Genomic DNA, 19,209 nt, shown 5'->3' on the forward strand with positions numbered 1-19,209 from the left:
GCGATCCATATGATGAAGTTCTATGAATCTGGTATGTTTTTTGATGAGATGTTCGAAGGTAATCAACCGAAGCCTCATTATCGGTCTTTCCACCATAAGCTCAATGCTTTCACTAAGGAACAATTAGATGAAAAATATCAGCAAGCACAATCAACATTCCTTAAACAAGGCATAACATTTACCGTGTATGGTGCACAAGGTGGAACAGAGCGGACAATGCCCTTTGATTTTATACCTATTATTATTCCATATGATCAGTGGGAAGTAATTGAAGCTGGTATGAAACAGCGTGTAAAAGCCTTAAATTGTTTTTTACACGATGTCTACCATGAACAGTCTATTTTTGAGGATGGGCTTATTCCAAAACAGCTCGTTGAAAACAATCCGTATTATTATAAAGAAATGTTTGGTGTAAAAGTACCTATTGATAATCATATTTTTTTAGCAGGTATAGACTTGATTCGTGATGAAAATGGCGTTTATTACGTGTTAGAAGATAATTTACGCAATCCTTCAGGGATATCCTATGTTTTTCAAAATCGATCTGTGATGAAGGAAGTGTATCCTGAATTTTTCTCTAAACATACGATCCAGTCACTCGATAAACAAATGGCCTTTATGAAGAAGGCACTACTTGCTCATCGGCCACCTTCTATGAAACCAGAGAGAGAGCCTAAAGCTGTTCTCTTAACAGCAGGCATGTATAATTCGGCCTATTACGATCATGTTTTTTTAGCACAACAGCTCAATATTCAGCTTGTTGAAGGGCGTGATTTAATTGTCCGAGATAAAAAAGTGTACATGAAGACAATCTACGGTTTAGAGCAAATTGATATTATTTATCGCCGAATTGACGATGATTTCTTAGATCCTGCTGTTTTTCGTGAGGATTCTTTACTTGGAGTTCCTCATATTATGGCTGCTTATAAGGCTGGAAATATTGCTATTTTAAATGCTGTTGGTAATGGTGTTGCTGATGATAAAGCGATGTATGCCTATGTACCAGATATGATTCGCTACTATTTGAAAGAGGAGCCTATTTTACGTAATGTGGAGACTTATCATCTAGCTGATGATAGACAGCGAGCTTGGGTTCTTAAACATATGAGAGAGCTTGTCATAAAAAATGTTAGTGCCTCTGGTGGCTATGATATGCTAATTGGTCCGCATGCGAGTGATGAAGAAATGGCCATTTTTAAAGAAAAGATTTTGGAAAATCCGTATCAATACATTGCACAACCAACTATTTGTCTGTCTAGAGCACCAGCTTTCCAGGATGGGAGATTTTATCCTTGTCATGTCGATTTGCGTGTTTATGTAATGAAGGGCGAGGATATGTATGTGCTTCCTGGAGGTTTATCGCGTGTAGCATTAAAAGAAGGATCTTTAGTTGTGAATTCTTCCCAAGGCGGAGGAGCAAAAGATACATGGATATTAAAGGAGGAATTGCAGTATGCTAAGTCGAGTAGCCGATGCACTATACTGGATGGCACGATATAGTGAACGATCACAAACGAATGCACATATATTACAAGTACAGCTGTTGAATATGTTGGAGCAATCTGGCAAAGAAAATGAATACATCGATCATTGGGAAGCGGTGTTGAATATTTGTGCCTCGAAGGAAGAATACTTGTCCTTTTATGAGTCGATTCGAGTCAATCCACTTATCGAATATCTACTCTTTTCTAATAATAACAGCAACGCCCTCCATGCTACTATATGTGCGGTTCGAGAAAACGCCCGTGTAACGCGAGATAGCATACCCATTGAGCTTTGGGAATTGCAAAATGCCTTTTATTTATCATTACAGCAAGAAATGTTGGAACGTGAAAGACCAATTCCACTAATCGTTCTTAACTCCTTTTTACAAAATGTTCGCAAGACTTCTTTGACGGTAACGGGGCTTATCGAAGGCTCGATGGATCGAGATTTACCTTTTTATTTCATGCAAGTCGGGAAATGGTTAGAACGTGTAGAAAAGACGATTCGTATGGCTTTAATTATACTGGAGCAACATAAGGAAATAGCCATCTCTTTAATAGAAGCGGACGGATCGTTTTTACTCGATTTATCGGAGGCGACGGAGTCTTATTTGCGTAAGCATCGCCAAACCAATTTACTTTATGTTATTCAATATTTATTACAGGATAAGCATTTCCCACGTTCAGTGATGTTTTGCTTAGAAAAATTAGAAGAAGCATTTATTTGTTTAGAAAACGATCCTCTATCAGCAAGATTTTTAGAACTTCATACGCCATTAAAAAGTTTGTTATTTGCTGTGATGAATGTAGATTTATGGAATATTACCTTAGAGGAAACTATTTTATTGATGGAGGAAAGATTGTGTCAATGTATTGATTTTGGCAATACATTTGCAACAATTTATCATTTATATGAACCCAGCGTACAACCTTGAAAGGAATCAACCACAGCTCCCTATCAACAAGCAAGTCAGTAATCTAAAGGAAGCGGACACAATGAAATTTGAAATTCAACATACTAATATTTTTCAATATGAGTCTGAAGTCGATCAAAGCCTAAATACAATCCGCTTAAAGCCAAGGGGCGATGAGCGTCAGCGCTTATTATCCTATCGAATTGCCATTACTCCGTCATCTTTAACGCGTGAGCATACTGATATATGGGGCAATACAGTTGGCACATTTTATATACCTGAGCAGCATCAAGAGCTAGAAATTCAGACGACCTCTATTGTTAGCATTCAACGTGCACCATTTATTCATCGCATTCAATATTCACCAGAAATGCAGACCATTTTTCACTCGAAACTGTTTTATGAGCATTATTTGCCCTATTTAAAGTTTACACATTTTACGTATATGACAGAAAATCAGTTAGAGGAAGTTTATCACGCCATTGGTCATGCTGAAAATCCTGTACTATTTTCATTAAATTTAATGCAATATTTATACTCGACTTTTGAATACGTTCCTGGTGCAACCGATGTTACGACAACTGCAAGCGAAGCCTTTTCCCTTAAGCGAGGTGTTTGTCAGGATTTCACACATGTCATGCTTGCGGTGCTAAGAGCTAAAGGAATTCCAGCGCGCTATGTGAGCGGTTATTTATACGTCGATGAAAATTCAGCCTTGGTCGGTGATATTGCAACGCACGCCTGGGTAGAAGTCATGATACCAGGAATCGGCTGGATTGGTCTCGATCCAACTAATAATGTAGAAGTATTAGAAAATCACATTATTTTATGCATTGGCCGTGATTATTCTGATATAAGTCCTGTTGAAGGTGTTTATTCAGGTGGCAAGCATGATTTAACAGTTAAAGTGAGCGTCAAAGCATTGAATCATTTATAGTAAAACGTACAATGGTATAAATTAAACCCCTAATTTTTCTACGTTAAGCAGAAGATCAGGGGTTTATTAAGATCTATTGTTTTCAGATTTTAATCTTCAATTTTGCAATTGTCCAACAACAATTTAGCGATTAAACATCTTTTCCATATTATTAAGTGCTATAAAAAGGTTTAATAACTATAATAATCTTTCAAAAGAGTTGATCTCGGCATCATTCTTTATTATATAAGGATTATACAATACCCATTTCTTTTCCTATTTTCTTGATTTTATCTATGACTATATTGAGCTGCTCCATTGTATGTGTAGCCATCACTGTAATCCGCAACCGGCTTGACCCTTTTGGCACAGTTGGTGGTCGAATCGCTGGAATAAAGACACCTTCATCCATAAGTTTCTCAGAAAATTGCATAGCTTCATGGGAATCACCAATAAGAAGAGATATAATGGGCGTTTCCCCTTCCTTAACTTCAAAACCCGATTCCTGCAATTTTAAACGTAAATATTTAGCATTATTCAGCAATTGTTCCCTTCGTTCGGGCTCATTTTGAATAATGGAAATTCCTTCTCGCGCTGCTTCAATCGCACTTGGAGATAAACCTGTTTGGAAAATAAATGATCTAGCGCTATTAAGTAAATAGTTCTTTGCAATTACCGACGTCGCCACAAAACCACCTTCTGCACCAATCGCTTTACTCAACGTGCCTACTGTAAAATCAATCTCATCTTTTAGTCCAAAATAATCAGCAGTACCACGACCATCACTTCCTAAGACACCTGTCGCATGCGCATCATCAATCATTATGTAAGCATTGTATTTCTTTGCTAGCGCAACGATTTCGGGAAGTGGAGCAATATCCCCATCCATACTAAAGACGCCATCTGTCACAATTAACTTCTTTCCATCTCCATGTGATTGCCTTAATTTATGCTCTAAATCCACCATATCCGCATGTTCATAAACAATTGTTTTTGCTTGACTAAGTCGACAACCATCTATAATACTCGCATGATTCCACGCATCAGAAAATATCATATCCCCTATCTTCATCACACTCGAAATCACACCAATGTTCGCTAAATAACCACTGCTGAAAACAATGGCAGCTTCCGTTTTTTTAAAATCGGCAATTTCAGATTCAAGCTGTTCATGAATGACGAAATTTCCGGTTGTTAATCTCGAACCACCAGCTCCTGTACCGTATGTACTAATACCTTCAGATGCTTTCTTTATTAATCGAAAATCTGTTGCAAGACCTAAATAGTTATTAGATGAAAAAAGCAAGAATTTCTTACCATTCATGATGATCTCGCTCTCATTGCCATTTGAAAACGAACGTAACTTCCTTGTCAATCCTTTCTCTTCTATTAATTGTAGTTCCCTTTGAAACCAATGATCCATTTTTTAATCCCCCCTAATGAGAACCGGTACGCTTTCTAAATAGTTTATAAAAGATTCTAGTTCAACTTCATCTGACACAAAATAAATACGCCCCCCGCTCTCACAGCCTTCCCTTTTTAACGGTGTAATTCTGACATAACCAATGGCACGATTACTTACATATCCAGTCACGTAATCTGGATCATCAGACCAACATAATTCTGCAATTGTAAACGGAGAATTTGCCACTTTCGATGCCAGAGCCAACGCTTCACGGACACGCTCATTAAGGTCCCCATTAGCGTCTTGCCAATCGATTCGTGATACACGCACACCCTTTTGCCCCCGATCGTCAAGCCGTAATCCAGTTTTACTATTTAGGATGATTGCCCCACGGAGGTTTTGATTACTACTAAGTTGATGAAAAGCAACATTCAGTGCATGTTCCGAAATACCTAAGGAGCTTAGTATCTTTCTTGCTTCACTATGGGCCTTTTCAATTGAAGCCGCCCCAACTGTCGTAATTTCTAAGGGTGGTATATACTGTATTTGATCACGCGCAATTTTTTCAACGGTAATTTGAATAAAGTCAGCATCTCCACGTGAATGATTACTTGCTTTGTTCAATAACTGTTTTACAATTGGCTCTATCTGAGATTTACTACCTATCCGTTCACCACCAGATATATGCTTTTCCCCTAGTTCAGGGCTTCTTTCAGCCGCACGCATTCGTATGCTATAACACGTTTTTAACATGATTATTACCTGCTACTTTCCTATTAATTGTTTGTAACATTTTCGTTAGAGGATAAACACTAACCGCTGTGATTACCATGCCTGGAATAGCCAAAACTAATAACGGTAAAAATGGAGTCCCTAACGTAAAAGCCAAACCAAATCTAGCAATCGTTGTCCCAATTGGGCCTGCCAAAACAAGTACCGGAATTGAAGTCCCAAATAAAACAATGAGTAAGCCTACAGTCAATCGAAAAATTAAGGAGATCTCCACATTTAAAATTGAGTGTATACCTAGTAAAAATAAGATTAAACTTGCAATGATGCCTGCTAGAAAATATCGCTTAAATCCAAATACCGCTGCAATCGCAACTGCGATGGGTGCTGATAATTGAAATTCAGACCCAGGAAAACCTGTTGGGATTTTAAACATGCCTGTAACGATAATAAGACAAGCTAACAATGAAATTTGGGCAAGATCATATGTAGAAAACTTTCGAATCATTTTATTCCTCCATCTTAAATAAGTAGCACATAATTAACCTGTAATAACTTTATTTTCTCCTATTCTCCTTGAATTTGTGTTAACTTAATTTAATAATAAGTTAACACAAATGCGGATTGGATAGTAGATAAAATGGTAGGATTTTTTATTATTTGTGTAAATACGGTTTTGTTAATGTTCACTAAGTGAAGGTCGTGTTCCTCTGACTAGAGAATTGCGGCTTGCTTTTTTAGATTCTGCACCGCCACGAGCACCCTTGCACTTGGCTTCGTAGTTCAGATATATATTCTATTGATTACATCCTGCTGGGCGCATAAAAAAAGTATAGGCCAAATTAGCCTATACTTTTTTTATGATCTTTTCCCTATAATCGTTGAAATAAATATGGACAAAAATGCTTGTTTAACCAAGTACATTTTTGATTTCCTTTGTATATTACCACTTTATAGGGAGTGGCGAGCATAATAGTCTTGATCGGTTAGCCAGCCTTTGATATTGCTGAGTTCTAGGCTATCGAATCATACTACGAGTAGAAACTCCGATTCACGCACTTGTATAGAAAAGTAGTTGATCAGCGAAAGTGTACATGTTTAGACTAGCAAAAATGTACATTGTTATTTTGACATTTACATCCCTTTCGATTTGAAAGTTTACAGCATGTATATGATGGAAGCTTAAAATGAATAATGATAAAACTATACAATTTCTTGTAATGGCACACTATACGCCTCTTTTATTCCCCCAAACAAGCGCATGCAACTGTGGCAGTACTTTAACATCTCTTAATTCCTCATCGTTAACCACTCTATCAATCAGCGCATGATATTTATCTAATAAATGTAGTATTAATCGTGAATTGTCAGTCGTTGTGAGATCATCATTACCGACTTGGAGATAAAAAGGAATCATTGGATATCGTTGGTGAATTTGTTTAGCATAATCGTAATCTTCTTGATTAAAAACGACTATTTTAAGAGATATATGGTGATTACTATTTCGATTTTTAAGTTTTTCGAAAATATCAGAGAGCACCGAATAGTCTGTGGACATTCCAGAACTAGGTGGCTTTGGTGAGATTGTCAGTTCATCAATCTCATACATCCATTTTTGCCACCTACTTCCCTGTGTTTCCACCCCGACCTTTATGTCGTTTTCTTTTAAAATCGCAATGAGTTCTTCCAAATTTTGATAGAGTGCAGGATTGCCACCTGAAATCGTGACAAATGAAAAGCCAATGCCTCCAAGACGTTTCAACTCAGACCAAATCTCTTCCGCTGTCATTTGGACAATAAGATGCTTTCCGCTGCCATCCCACGTAAACGCTGAATCGCACCAAGAACAGGCATAATCACAGCCGGCAGTTCTCACAAACATGGTCTTCTGGCCAACGACCATTCCCTCACCTTGAATCGTCGGTCCAAAAATCTCGATAACAGGTACCTTACTCAACTTCCATCCACTCCCGTCTCGCTTCTGCATAGCTTGTCGGGGTTTCATATAGTCTAATAAACTCTACACGCGCACCATTATATCCGTGCTCATCAAGCAAGGCATCAGCCAACTTTTCGTAAATCCAAACAACAATGTTCTCTGCCGTCGTATTCATGGGCGGAAGTGTTTCATTTAAATAACGGTGATCCAAATGAATCTCTATTTTTTGTTTCCATATTGCTTTTATATCGCCGAAATCAATCATCAAACCGCGTTCATCTGTGTATCCACTCAGTCCTAATACTACGCGATACGTATGACCGTGCAGGTTTTTACATTTCCCTTCATAATTATGTAAATGATGAGCAGCATCGAAGGTAAATTCTTTGCTTACGAGAACACGCTTTGCATGATAGTTCAATTGATTTCTTTGAATATCTTCATCTATTTTTTGAAGCTTATCGACGATTTTAAAATCTGACATGCCTTAAGACTCCTTCCTGTAGCTCAAATATTCATCAAGCCCTTTTTTTCGCAGTTTACATGCAGGGCATTCACCACAGCCATCTGCTATTACACCGTTATAGCAAGTCAACGTTCTTTCCCGAATAAATTCAAGTGCCCCAAATTGATCAGCAAGCTCCCATGTCTGTGCCTTATTCAGCCACATCAACGGTGTATCAATCACAAAAGATTCATCCATCGATAAATTTAACGTTACATTCAAGGATTTAATAAAAACATCTCGGCAATCCGGATATCCGCTAAAATCCGTTTCACAAACGCCCGTTACAATATGCTTAGCTCCTACTTGACTCGCTAAAACGCCCGCAAATGAAAGAAAGAGAAGATTGCGGCCAGGTACAAAAGTCGAAGGAAGCTCACCATTATCTCCGTCTTCTACCTTTATGTCTTGTCGTGTCAACGCATTCGGAGCAAGCTGATTCAGGAGTGACATATCTAGAATGTGATGCTTGACCCCTAGCTCCCTTGCTATCTCCTTCGCACATTCAATTTCAAGACGATGCCTTTGACCATAATTAAAAGTTACTGCCTCAACCTCTTCAAAACGTTCTTTTGCCCAAAACAAACAGGTTGTACTGTCCTGTCCGCCACTAAATACAACAATTGCCTTTTCCTGCTTCATCTATAAAAACTCCCTTATATCGAAAAACAGCACTCTAAGCAAAGAGCTGCTTTCTTCTTATTTTTTCAACGAATATTTGTGTGCCTTGGTTACCCATAAAGTTCAATCCTTCAATCCATTTTCACGGCTTCGGCAAGACATAAAAAAACCTCCTTGTAAAATGTTTCCCAACACTTTTCAAGAGAGGCATTACCAATCATTCTATTAAAACATAAGTAAAAACATAAAAAAAAGCCACGTCCGATATGGACATGGCATATTGTCATGTTTCCATAGTTTTTTATAGAGGGTATTTGCTATGAACCTCTCCCGTTCTAGTCCGGGCATTCTTTTCTTCAATATAATACAAAAAATAGTATAAAACGTCAATCGGATTTTTCTTCTTTGGAAAAACCACTGTTATATTTCCCTATATTTTAGCAGTACATTAAACACTTTGCTGAGATTAAATTCGGATATATATTTATCTCAATAAATCACTATTCCATTGTCTAGAACAGATTTATTTTGCACCTGATTCCCTAAAATATATAGCTTTTTCAAATTAGGCAAATTCACTAATGGCTCTACATTTGAAATAGCGTTATTTTCTAAATGAAGCACCTCGATTTGTTGCCAATTTCCCATAAAACTTAACGATTGTAGTGAACTATCTTGTATAGTAAATGAACGCAGAGCTGACAAGCCAGCAAAGTAAGGCATAACCTTATCAACTTCATGCACCCAGTCACCTTTACCAATTCGAAAGGATACATTATTCAAAGTCAAATGTTCCAATATGTTGTTGTTAAATGAATTTTGACTATTAATTTGAAATCTACACTCATTACAATTTACCGTTTTTACATGCTGTAAATTGAATAATTCACTCGTCTCTTCAAAAAAAGTTGTTTCATTTAAATTTATTGTTTGCAAATTTGATAGACGATTTAAAGAACGAATGCCTGTAAAATCGCCAGACTCCATCGCTGTAAGTTGTTCTAGCTTTGGGTATTTCAGTAAATCTGCTCCATTCAAATACGACTGTGCCCCACTTATCTCAACAGTCAAATCTTTTAGAGCAGGTGCCTCTAACTTGGATAAGAAAGTATTTTTTAATTCCGCTTTTTTTAAATGAGGTGCTACAATTGATGCTATTTGGCCACTATAACCAGTTATCGATAAATCGGTCAGTGAAGTCAGGCTGTTCACAATATCAAGCAAATCTAATTTATAAAGAGAAGCTAAACGCAGCTTGGTCAATGAAGACTTATTTCTAAGGCGTTCTAAATTTGTAATATCCATATTTTCAAGATCAAGCGATTGCAAGTTAGGCATGTTTTGTATAAAATCAAGCGTTTTTAAATTTTTTACCGCTGTAAGTTTCAATTCTTGTAATTGATTCAGTGAATAGAACGAGCTAAAATCAGTCGCCTCACTATAATCTATTGTTAACGACTCTAGATCAGTAAATGAAGACAACCACTTTAAATCATTGGCAAATCTTAAAGACAATGATGTTAATCGCAGTTGATTCAGAAGAGCGAAGTCTGTAACCGTCTCGGTGTAATACGAAATTTCAAGTGATTGAAGATTAGGAAACTCTAATAATAATGCAAGTTCATCATTACTTCGAATTTGAATAGAGAGCTCTACAACATTAGACTTATCGCTGAAATATTCAGCAATTTTACTAAATGATTCATTAAAGCGACCTGTATAGCTTTTTAAACCTTCTAGATGTCGGAAGCTTACATTTTCACTTTGTGATATTTCATAATCGCCCATCAAATTCAATGCCGTCAGACCAGTAAAGGCTTCAAAATCTTTTTGTTCGATTTTTTGTGTATTTAATAACTTATCCATAATGATATAGTTAGAAATTTTGGCTTGCTTATTTGTAAACGGATCGTCAAGGCTGTAATCAAAATGCCACTGATCTTCAGAATAGTATGCCTTTAAATAACGGATACTTGCGATTTCTTCTTTAGTCGGCATTGCTCCACCTTTATCAAAAATATCTTTTAAAAAGAATAAAAGAACTTCGCTTTCAGGCATTTTTCGAACAGGTATGTCCTCACGGTTACCATATTCTGTTTGATTGCCGCTCAAAAGAAAATAGCCAAGGAATGCACAAAGGATGACAATCGGTATTATTAAAAGCGCTTTTAAATTCGTTTTTGGATGTGTATCTTTATTCGCAGAAGTTGTACCATAATAATTATTAATCGTCTGATCAACATAATAAACTTTATTCTCTTTCAACATTATTTCAGTTTCACAAAAAGGACATTTGAATGATTGTCCCTCTCTATATTCAATTTTCCCATTACAATTCGGACAATTTAATTTAATGATTTCCACTGGCAATCCCCTCTCCAGCTCTACTTTTAATTAAGCTTAGTTGTCCGAAAAATAATTGTCAATATTTCTATTAAATACTAATTATCTTCCACCTTAAGACCTACAAAAAAAAGTCGCCCATAAGGCGACTTTTTTTGTGTTTATTCACTTTTTTATACAATAAGTTTAAACTTCTGGTTTACTATTACTTGTGATACGGTTCTACGTAATAAGGATGAGTGAGGTTATTATGCGGAACTCAAATATAAATCTACCGAAGACTCAACTTCCTTCGCAACAAGCTCCACAAAGTCCCTATAATCCTCTGTCGTAAGAGTAAATTTCTACGTTTAAAGTTTATTCATCACGATTAAGAGCTTCTTTTACAAATGTAGGGAGGGCGAATGCACCAACGTGTAAATCTGTATTGTAATATTTCGTTTTTAGAGCAAATTTGTCCCAAGTATCTACTTGAATATCTTTAATTGGATGTAATGCTTTTGAAGCAAATCCGAATAGCCAGTGTCCCGATGGATATGTTGGCATATGGAATTGATATACGCTTGCGATTGGGAATATACCTTTAATTTTTTTATGTGCTTTACGCATGTTTTCTGCATACTCCGCGAAGTATGGTGACTCGTGTTGGTTAATTAGAATTCCTTTTTCATTTAATACACGGTAACATTCTTTATAGAAAGCTGTTGTAAATAAACCTTCACCGACAGAAATTGGATCAGTAGAATCTACTAATATTAAATCGAATGATTGATCAGCTACGTTTTGAACGTATGCTAAGCCATCATCGAAAATCATTTCCATGCGTGGGTCTTCTTCGACACCAGCAGCTGTAATTGGTAGATATTTCTGGCTTAAACGGAATACTAACTCATCGATTTCAACCATTACTACTTTTTCTACTGATTTATATCGTAGTACTTCACGAGCCGTACCACCATCACCACCACCAATAATTAATACTTTTTTTATATTTGGATTGGTAGCGAATGCTGGGTGCGTAATCATATCATGATAAACGAACTCATCTTTTTCATTCACCATCATCAAACCGTCTAATGTGAAGAAAGTACCAAACTCTTCACTTTTATAAAAATCGATTTTTTGGAACGGAGATTGTTCACTATGAATTTCTTCGTTGTATCCGATTGAAAATTTACAGTTATTGCTCCATTGTTCTGTATACCATTTCATTAAATCACGTCCTCTAATATTTCTTGTTTCACAAGAATTGTATCAATTTCTTGTTCTGCAAATTGACGAATTTTATCTGCCATTCCACGAGGTACTTCAAATGATTCTGTCTTTTTCGCCTGCAGTTTTTGTTCTAAATATTCCGCTGCTTTCCAAGGACTTACTGAGTCGCCACAAGTGTAAACATCAACAGAAGCAAATCCGTATTCTGGCCAAGTATGAATCGTTAAATGTGATTCAGCAATTATTACTGCACCCGATACACCATATGGGTTGAAATGATGGAAGCAAGATTCTACAATTGTTGCCCCAGAATAGTCTGCTGCTTCATTCATAAACTGCTCGATTAAAGCATTTTGCTCAATAATTTCACTTGGGCAACCATAAAATTCGATTAATACGTGTCTTCCTAATGTTGATAATTCAATGCTCATTTATCTATCTCCCTTACGACTGTTATATAATTTTCTTCTTTAGTTTCATTCAAAACATTGCCAAAATTAAGAAAATAGAAGTTATATAATTCTACTACTTCCTCTGAAATAATTTCTCCGGGGATAACTAGTGGTATTCCCGGTGGATAAATCATTAATGAATCTGCACTAATTCGACCTACCGCATCATAAATTAAAATTGTTTCTGTTTCTGCATTACACGCCTGTTGCGGTGTCATTGCTAATCTATTTATTTGATTAGCTGTCACATAAGCTGACTGAATCGCTTCATTTTTAGCGTGATTAAGTTCAATATCTTTTAACGCATGTACTAATTTACCAATTGTTTCATTCGTATCAGCATGACTAATGACTGCCATTATGACATATCCTTCAGCAAGTTCTAATTGAATTCCATACTGTTGTTTCAATATTGTGTAAACTTCAAAACCAGTTAAACCGAGATCGTTCACACGTATAACAAGTTTCGTCCAATCATATGATTGATTGAAATTTTGCTGTACGTATTCAGCTTTTAATACTTCATAGCGTGAATTATTTTCAATTTCTTCAATAGCCGCAACAACAATTGACTTTAAATTGCTATAACGTTGCTGTCCAAACACCGCTAAATCCCTTCGTGCTACATCTAAAGAACTCATTAATAAATAATTTGCACTCGTCGTTTGAAGCATATTTAATACTTTTTGCAAATGCTTCGAATCGATTCGTTTTTCTTGTAGTAAAAGAAGCGAACTTTGCGTTAATGAACCCCCAGTTTTATGCATACTCATCGTTACTGCATCTGCACCAGCACTAATCGCATCGTTTGCATTAGGTAAAAATGTTAAATGCGCTCCGTGTGCACTATCAACAATAACTGTTACATTTTGTTCATGTGCGAGTTTACATATTTCTTGCAGTTTATTCATCGAACCAAAATATGTTGGATACGTCACAAGCAAAGTTTTCGCTTGTGGATTTTCTGCAAGCGCTGATTTTACATTTTCAACGGAAATTCCGTGTGCAATACCAAAATATTGATCAACTTCAGGTTGAATAAATACTGGTTTTGCTCCACTTAATATAATGCCGTTCATCACTGATTTATGGCAGTTACGAGGAACGATCAATGTATCTCCTGGTTTACATGTCGCTAAAATCATCGCCAGAATACCTACAGTAGTTCCATTTACTAAAAAGTAAGCGTAGTCTACATTAAATGCTTGTGCAGCTAATTGCTGAGCTTCTTTAATAACTGATTCCGGATGACTTAATAAATCAAGCTCCTTCATCGAGTTTACGTCCATTCTTAATGTCATTTCTCCAAGCGTCCATTTTAATGGGTTATCTTGTAGCCCCATTTTATGTCCAGGTACATCAAACGGCGTAACTTCTTGTTTAGCATAATTGACCAAAGCGTCAAATAATGGCATGCGGTCTTGAGTGACTAAAAATTCCTCTTTAGCCACTCGATCTTGCACGCACTGCATTATTGTCCCATAGCAACTGCTAATAGTTGCTGTAATTCCGAAACTTTGTCTGTTTTTTCCCAAGTCACGTTTACATCACTACGTCCAAAGTGACCATAAGCTGCAACTTGTTGATATTGTGGTTTACGTAGATTTAGCATGTTAATAATGCCAGTTGGAGTTAAGTCGAATAATTGACGAATCGCTATTAAAATTTCTTCTTTTGCTACTTTTTCTGTACCAAATGTTTCTAAAGCGATACTAATTGGTTCACTTACACCAATTGCATATGATAATTGGATTTCACATTTATCTGCCAAGCCTGCTGCAACAATATTTTTCGCAACGTATCGCGCTGCGTAAGCCGCGGAACGGTCAACTTTTGTACAGTCTTTACCAGAGAATGCGCCACCACCATGACGAGCTGCGCCGCCATAAGTATCAACAATAATCTTACGTCCTGTTAAACCTGCATCTCCGTGTGGTCCGCCTACTACGAAACGACCAGTAGGATTAATTAAAATGCGGAAGTCTTCATTCATACCAAATTGCTTCGCAACATCTTTAATTACTTTTTCTGTAACGTAATCAATGAATGCTACTCGGTCAAAATCATCATCATGTTGTATTGACATTAAAACAGTATCAATTTTAGGTTGCATACTATCTGTATAATCAATTGTTACTTGTGATTTCATATCTGGGCGAGCCCATTTGAATTGACCATTTTTACGTTGCTCAGTTGCACGTTTTACAAGCATATGCGCCATTTCAATTGCTAAAGGCATATAGTTCTCCGTTTCATTAGTCGCAAAACCGAACATAATACCTTGGTCACCTGCACCAACTTCTTTTGTATCGCTTGAAGAATCAACCCCCATTGCGATATCAGGAGATTGCGTGTGTACTAAAACTTGTACATTGCAGTTATGACCATCAATGCCGAACTTATCATCTGTGTAACCAATGCCGATTAGGGTATCACGGGCAATTTTTTCGATATCTAGTTCTGCTTTTGTTGTGATCTCTCCACCAACAATTACTGTGTTTGTAGTTGTGAATACTTCACATGCCACACGTGATAGTGGATCTTGTAATAATGCTGCGTCTAATACTGCATCTGAGATTTGGTCTGCAATTTTATCTGGATGTCCTTCCGATACAGACTCCGATGTGAATAATACTTTTTCTGACAATTTTCACTGCTCCTAACAAATTATAGATTTTAGGGCATAAAAAAAAGCTCACCCAATTTTAAGGAAAGCTTCGAATACTATCAGCTGCTGTTCCTCTTATTGTTCACAAAAGTAAATTTTGTGCTCAGGTTCGGCCCACTGGATTTAATTCATGATGAACTAAATTGTTTGGCCACCGTATCTTCGACCCCTCGTCTCAACGGTTATTAATAAGAGCTATATTATTATGCTGAGACTCATATTAAGTCATAAACATTTGAGTGTCAATTAATTTTTTAATACTTTTTCTGATTAATCGTTATGAGATATAATTCATTTATCGTTTAGCACAGAAAAATACTAAGCGTATCATTTTATATTTATTATAAAAAATGAATAATAATACACTAACGGTTTTATATTAATAATAATAGAATGAACTCCTATTAAATTTGTTAATAGATACGTCAAAAAAACATATTGTAAGCATAAAAATTTTTAGATCAGCAGAGAAAATTCAGGAATTTTTAGAGTCTTTTATTTATAGAAATTATTTAAATTTCTATAATTCTGAATATTATTTCCGGTCAATTATAGGGTTCTTCTGAAGGAATATTGATAAGTGTTATTGGATAAAGGTAATCATATTTATAAATTCATTAACATATAAATGTTTCCTCTTAGTAAGTAAACGATCTAAAAGGTGATACATTAATTTGTATCACCTCTAACTATGTTTTAAAACCGACTCTATTTATGATACGGTTCACTGCACCAAGTTCTAGCTGCATTTTTTATAAAAATTTATAAACTATTTTATGCAAAATTTCGAACATCGTTATTTCGGCCAAATTTATAAACCGAGACTAGAAAAAATACGGCGGCAAACGCTAGTAGAATCAAAAAATTAAGGTAAAGACTGACAAAATCATGTCCCTGCTGTAGTTGGCTTATAGTATCAAGTACCCATCGTTGCGGCATAAAGTTGGCAATTTTCTGGATGGTCTTCGGCATAATTTCAAAAGGAAAAAAACAACCTGACAAGAGACACGATGGTGTCAAGATTAAATTTTGCAGCGCACTCGCCATCCCGGAACTGTTAGAAAAGGAAATGAGCATTAGCGATAGACCTGCTGCCACTAAAGCAAACAAGATTAAAATGATGGACATTTGCCAAATGGACACATGCATCTCAATATGGAAGATATTCGTTATAACCAGTAGCGTAAAAATGATTTGGGCAACCATTACCAGCATACTGACAGCGATATTCGCAAGTACATACTTCCTGGCATTAATCGGCGTTGATAACAAACGGAAATAGGTACGATTTTCTTTTTCCTTCATAATGATTGTCGCAAAGTTTCCTGCTGATATTAGCATAATCATTAACAAAAAGCCGATGGTCCGATTCGTCATATTTTTACCTTTTGAGGTATCTTGCAGTGTCTCTACATGAAACTTGAAATCAGCCTGTTGATAGCGGGCAGACATTTTTTGATACGCACCTTGATCACCATTTGCAGCCTTATTTAAGGCCATAACATTATCAAGATACTGGTAAAGATATGATTTTACAAAGCCGGTAACTTCAGCTCCTTTAATCGAGGCCAGCTGTATATGATCCGGGTTTCCGGTTTGAATACTTTCCGAGAATCCTTCGTCCAAAATAATAGCACAATCAAATTGCCCTGCAGCAATTTGATCCTTCATAGAAGATTCATTGACATTGACCAGGTCCATATTTTTCAAGTGTTTTAGAAAATTTACTGTATCTCCCGCAATCTGCCCCGAGTCATGATTGATTACCCCAACTTTCAGTGCTTGTTGGCCGCTTCCTACATAAGCCATAAAGGCAATGACAATTCCAATGAGCGGCCCACCAAAGTATAGAAAAATATTTCCTTTTTTTCTAAAAGCCACACTAAGAATTTTCTTCATCAGCCAGATTATATCTTTCATCATAATCCCTCCCTTCTTTGGAATGAAATGATGGCAATCGTTAAAAATAGAAGCGAAATCCCAAGATTTAAGGTGATTGGCAGCATCGCAGCCGATAGGTCATTAGCATAGATGATTTTCGTAATCCCCTGGTTTGACCATGTAAGCGGGGATAAATCCGCTATAAATTTAAGTGCCCCCGTGGTACCTTCAATTTTGAAATAGGCGCCACCAAAGTATGACGCAACCTGAACCACCAGGATGATGATTGTTCTTGAAGCCTCATGTGTTTTTGCCACATAGCTAACACCAAGGCCGAAACTGACCGCCAGAAATACTTCCGATATTAGGATAAGAAGAATCCACCCAATATGGCTTCCCCAGTCCACTTTATACACATAGTGGCTAAAGATGATAATTACAATAATACAGATCATGTTAACAAGAACACAGCCAATAATTTTCCCGAGAAAAATCTCACCTTTTCGAATCGGGGCAGCCAATAATCGAATCGAAGTATGATTGACTCTTTCATCGCGAAGAAGTCCCATTCCATACAGCGCCGTATAAAGGGCAATCATCGTCGTCATTACTATCGCATAGTAGTCCATCGAACCGGGCTCCTTCGTTGACTGCAGTGACGTTTCTTCTATAAAATCATGCTTGGCCGGGCTTGCTAAAACAGTACTGACTTTTGCTGGATCAACACTTGCTACCGCAGCCGTAAGATTATATTTATCAGCAAATGCGGTCAGCATTCCTTGGAGAATACTTTCCTCGATGCTATTTTGGCTGCTGCCATATAATTTGAGTCCTTCATTGGTCACCTCAACAAAGGCAGTGTAGTGATTTCCTTCTACCTCCTTTTCCCCATTCACCCCGTCAGCTGCCTTCTTAAAATTAATGCCGGTATCTTTAGCTTCCTTGATAAACGCTTGAAAATAGGAAGAAATCTCTGAGCTAGCAGTAGTTCTATATAAGACATGAACATTGTCGACTTTTATTATATGATCAAAATCTTTGGATAAGGCGGAACCAAGAATCAACATCAAGACAATGGGAAAAGCCATCATTAATATAAATGTATGGTAATCCCGGAAGCTTACTTTAATTTGCTTCCAAATAATGCTAAGTACATTCAAAGAAATAACCTCCTTCTAATCTCTTAAGTTCCTTCCAGTAAGTGTTAGAAATACGGTTTCCAGATTCGGTTCCTTTTCCTCCAGTGAACTGATTTCAATCCCTTGATTCATTAAATACAAAAGAATATTATTTAAATTGTTTACGTCTATTTCCGAATTGATTTTGATCAGGTTCTCTTCCAAAAGGACAGATTTTACCCCATTGATTTCCTTGATCTTCTCTAAATCGATTTGTTCAATCGATTTTGCCTCAATCCAAATATCCTTTGTATTGGTAATAATCGCGATTAATTGCTCCTTCGTGCCTTCCGCAATCACCTTGCCGTGATCCATAATGGAAATCCGTGTACAGATTTCCTCCACCTCTTCCATATAGTGGCTTGTATAAATAATCGTGCATCCCATCTCATTTAACTTGCGAATCGATTGTAGGATATAGTTCCGCGAATGCGGGTCAATTCCGACCGTTGGCTCATCCATAATAATCAACTTCGGACGATGGGCAATGGCACAAGCAATATTCAACCGTCTTTTCATCCCGCCGGAAAAGTTCTTCGGAAACTCCTTCTGCTTATCAAGCAGGCCAACAAATTCTAATGCCTTTTGAGCCAGAGCTGTTAATTCCTCCCCTCTTAGCCCATATAATCCTGCAAAAAATTTCACATTTTCAAAAGTAGTGAGTTCTTCATAGATCGCCAAATCCTGTGGTACAATCCCGATATTCATCTTTGCAAAGCGGCTGTGTTTCCCGCTGTTTTTCCCAAGAACGTTAATTTCACCCTCGCTGCAGCGCAGGAGCCCAGCAATCAGATTTATAGTGGTACTTTTTCCAGCACCATTGGGTCCTAAAAGCCCAAAAATTTCACCTTCGCTTATGGAAAAAGATATATTATCAACAGCAAGAAAATCATCAAACTTTTTTGTTAAATTTTTCACTTCAAGTACCTTCAAATGATTTCACCCCTCGTTAACTTTCT

The 19,209-nt window shown here is 36.8% G+C and carries 17 protein-coding genes and 1 riboswitch; of the genes, 3 read left to right on the plus strand and 14 right to left on the minus strand.

The window, feature by feature from the left end:
* Nucleotides 1–9 precede the first annotated feature (9 nt).
* The 3 genes from ACYQ73_RS07050 to ACYQ73_RS07060 all read left to right on the plus strand — a co-directional run bounded on the left by ACYQ73_RS07050 (nt 10) and on the right by ACYQ73_RS07060 (nt 3,335).
* Nucleotides 10–1,500, plus strand: coding sequence for a circularly permuted type 2 ATP-grasp protein (locus ACYQ73_RS07050; protein WP_460011819.1), 1,491 nt, complete (start codon nt 10–12; stop codon nt 1,498–1,500).
* A complete protein-coding gene (locus ACYQ73_RS07055; RefSeq protein WP_460011820.1) occupies nt 1,454–2,419 on the plus strand; it encodes an alpha-E domain-containing protein in 966 nt (321 codons plus the stop codon). Before ACYQ73_RS07050 ends, ACYQ73_RS07055 begins: the two co-directional genes overlap by 47 nt.
* Nucleotides 2,420–2,480: 61 nt before the next feature.
* Entirely contained in the window at nt 2,481–3,335 is an 855-nt protein-coding gene (locus tag ACYQ73_RS07060; RefSeq protein WP_460011821.1) for a transglutaminase family protein, read from the plus strand.
* A gap of 232 nt (nt 3,336–3,567) precedes the next feature.
* Here the strand turns inward: ACYQ73_RS07060 and bioF are convergent, their stop codons facing one another.
* The 14 genes from bioF to ACYQ73_RS07130 form a co-directional block, all read right to left on the minus strand.
* The gene (bioF, locus tag ACYQ73_RS07065; RefSeq protein ID WP_460011822.1) at nt 3,568–4,737 is read right to left on the minus strand and encodes an 8-amino-7-oxononanoate synthase; all 1,170 of its coding nucleotides are present in this window, start codon (nt 4,735–4,737) and stop codon (nt 3,568–3,570) included.
* A 3-nt stretch (nt 4,738–4,740) separates the two neighbouring features.
* A complete protein-coding gene (gene bioW / locus ACYQ73_RS07070; RefSeq protein WP_460011823.1) occupies nt 4,741–5,472 on the minus strand; it encodes a 6-carboxyhexanoate--CoA ligase in 732 nt (243 codons plus the stop codon).
* Nucleotides 5,453–5,956 carry a hypothetical protein gene (locus ACYQ73_RS07075; protein WP_460011824.1) on the minus strand — a complete coding sequence of 168 codons (504 nt, stop codon included), beginning with the start codon at nt 5,954–5,956 and terminating at the stop codon, nt 5,453–5,455. Before ACYQ73_RS07075 ends, bioW begins: the two co-directional genes overlap by 20 nt.
* 720 nt (nt 5,957–6,676) lie before the next feature.
* On the minus strand, nt 6,677–7,405 hold the full coding sequence (gene queE, locus ACYQ73_RS07080; RefSeq protein WP_460011825.1) for a 7-carboxy-7-deazaguanine synthase QueE: 729 nt from the start codon (nt 7,403–7,405) through the stop codon (nt 6,677–6,679).
* Nucleotides 7,398–7,871, minus strand: coding sequence for a 6-carboxytetrahydropterin synthase QueD (gene queD / locus ACYQ73_RS07085; protein ID WP_460011826.1), 474 nt, complete (start codon nt 7,869–7,871; stop codon nt 7,398–7,400). Before queD ends, queE begins: the two co-directional genes overlap by 8 nt.
* Before the next feature lie 3 nt (nt 7,872–7,874).
* Nucleotides 7,875–8,534 carry a 7-cyano-7-deazaguanine synthase QueC gene (gene queC / locus ACYQ73_RS07090; RefSeq protein WP_460011827.1) on the minus strand — a complete coding sequence of 220 codons (660 nt, stop codon included), beginning with the start codon at nt 8,532–8,534 and terminating at the stop codon, nt 7,875–7,877.
* Between the two features lie 266 nt (nt 8,535–8,800).
* Nucleotides 8,801–8,847: riboswitch (PreQ1 riboswitch) on the minus strand.
* A 155-nt stretch (nt 8,848–9,002) separates the two neighbouring features.
* Nucleotides 9,003–10,877, minus strand: a complete 1,875-nt coding sequence (locus tag ACYQ73_RS07095) for a leucine-rich repeat domain-containing protein (RefSeq protein WP_460011828.1) — start codon at nt 10,875–10,877, stop codon at nt 9,003–9,005.
* Between the two features lie 336 nt (nt 10,878–11,213).
* Complete coding sequence (gene speE, locus ACYQ73_RS07100; protein WP_460011829.1) at nt 11,214–12,068, minus strand: polyamine aminopropyltransferase; 855 nt, start codon at nt 12,066–12,068, stop codon at nt 11,214–11,216.
* The gene (gene speD / locus ACYQ73_RS07105; RefSeq protein WP_460011830.1) at nt 12,068–12,502 is read right to left on the minus strand and encodes an adenosylmethionine decarboxylase; all 435 of its coding nucleotides are present in this window, start codon (nt 12,500–12,502) and stop codon (nt 12,068–12,070) included. The genes speE and speD overlap by 1 nt, the downstream gene beginning before the upstream one ends.
* The gene (locus tag ACYQ73_RS07110; protein ID WP_460011831.1) at nt 12,499–13,995 is read right to left on the minus strand and encodes an aminotransferase class I/II-fold pyridoxal phosphate-dependent enzyme; all 1,497 of its coding nucleotides are present in this window, start codon (nt 13,993–13,995) and stop codon (nt 12,499–12,501) included. The genes speD and ACYQ73_RS07110 overlap by 4 nt, the downstream gene beginning before the upstream one ends.
* Complete coding sequence (gene metK, locus ACYQ73_RS07115) at nt 13,995–15,170, minus strand: methionine adenosyltransferase (protein WP_460011832.1); 1,176 nt, start codon at nt 15,168–15,170, stop codon at nt 13,995–13,997. Before metK ends, ACYQ73_RS07110 begins: the two co-directional genes overlap by 1 nt.
* Nucleotides 15,171–15,965: 795 nt before the next feature.
* Nucleotides 15,966–17,111 (minus strand): ABC transporter permease, encoded by a 1,146-nt coding sequence (locus ACYQ73_RS07120; protein ID WP_460011833.1) that lies wholly within the window; start codon nt 17,109–17,111, stop codon nt 15,966–15,968.
* On the minus strand, nt 17,111–18,232 hold the full coding sequence (locus tag ACYQ73_RS07125; RefSeq protein ID WP_460011834.1) for an ABC transporter permease: 1,122 nt from the start codon (nt 18,230–18,232) through the stop codon (nt 17,111–17,113). Before ACYQ73_RS07125 ends, ACYQ73_RS07120 begins: the two co-directional genes overlap by 1 nt.
* Before the next feature lie 15 nt (nt 18,233–18,247).
* Nucleotides 18,248–19,183, minus strand: coding sequence for an ABC transporter ATP-binding protein (locus ACYQ73_RS07130; RefSeq protein ID WP_460011835.1), 936 nt, complete (start codon nt 19,181–19,183; stop codon nt 18,248–18,250).
* Between the last annotated feature and the right edge of the window lie 26 nt (nt 19,184–19,209).

The sequence above is a fragment of the Lysinibacillus sp. CTST325 genome, assembly GCF_054665055.1.

Bases quoted from the DNA above. Each gene is read 5' to 3' on its own strand.
- ACYQ73_RS07050 (WP_460011819.1), top strand. From the start codon at position 10: ATGATGAAGTTCTATGAATCTGGTATGTTTTTTGATGAGATGTTCGAA.
- ACYQ73_RS07055 (WP_460011820.1), top strand. From the start codon at position 1,454: ATGCTAAGTCGAGTAGCCGATGCACTATACTGGATGGCACGATATAGT.
- ACYQ73_RS07060 (WP_460011821.1), top strand. From the start codon at position 2,481: ATGAAATTTGAAATTCAACATACTAATATTTTTCAATATGAGTCTGAA.
- bioF (WP_460011822.1), bottom strand. From the start codon at position 4,737: ATGGATCATTGGTTTCAAAGGGAACTACAATTAATAGAAGAGAAAGGA.
- bioW (WP_460011823.1), bottom strand. From the start codon at position 5,472: ATGTTAAAAACGTGTTATAGCATACGAATGCGTGCGGCTGAAAGAAGC.
- ACYQ73_RS07075 (WP_460011824.1), bottom strand. From the start codon at position 5,956: ATGATTCGAAAGTTTTCTACATATGATCTTGCCCAAATTTCATTGTTA.
- queD (WP_460011826.1), bottom strand. From the start codon at position 7,871: ATGTCAGATTTTAAAATCGTCGATAAGCTTCAAAAAATAGATGAAGAT.
- queC (WP_460011827.1), bottom strand. From the start codon at position 8,534: ATGAAGCAGGAAAAGGCAATTGTTGTATTTAGTGGCGGACAGGACAGT.
- speE (WP_460011829.1), bottom strand. From the start codon at position 12,068: ATGAAATGGTATACAGAACAATGGAGCAATAACTGTAAATTTTCAATC.
- speD (WP_460011830.1), bottom strand. From the start codon at position 12,502: ATGAGCATTGAATTATCAACATTAGGAAGACACGTATTAATCGAATTT.
- ACYQ73_RS07110 (WP_460011831.1), bottom strand. From the start codon at position 13,995: ATGCAGTGCGTGCAAGATCGAGTGGCTAAAGAGGAATTTTTAGTCACT.
- ACYQ73_RS07120 (WP_460011833.1), bottom strand. From the start codon at position 17,111: ATGAAAGATATAATCTGGCTGATGAAGAAAATTCTTAGTGTGGCTTTT.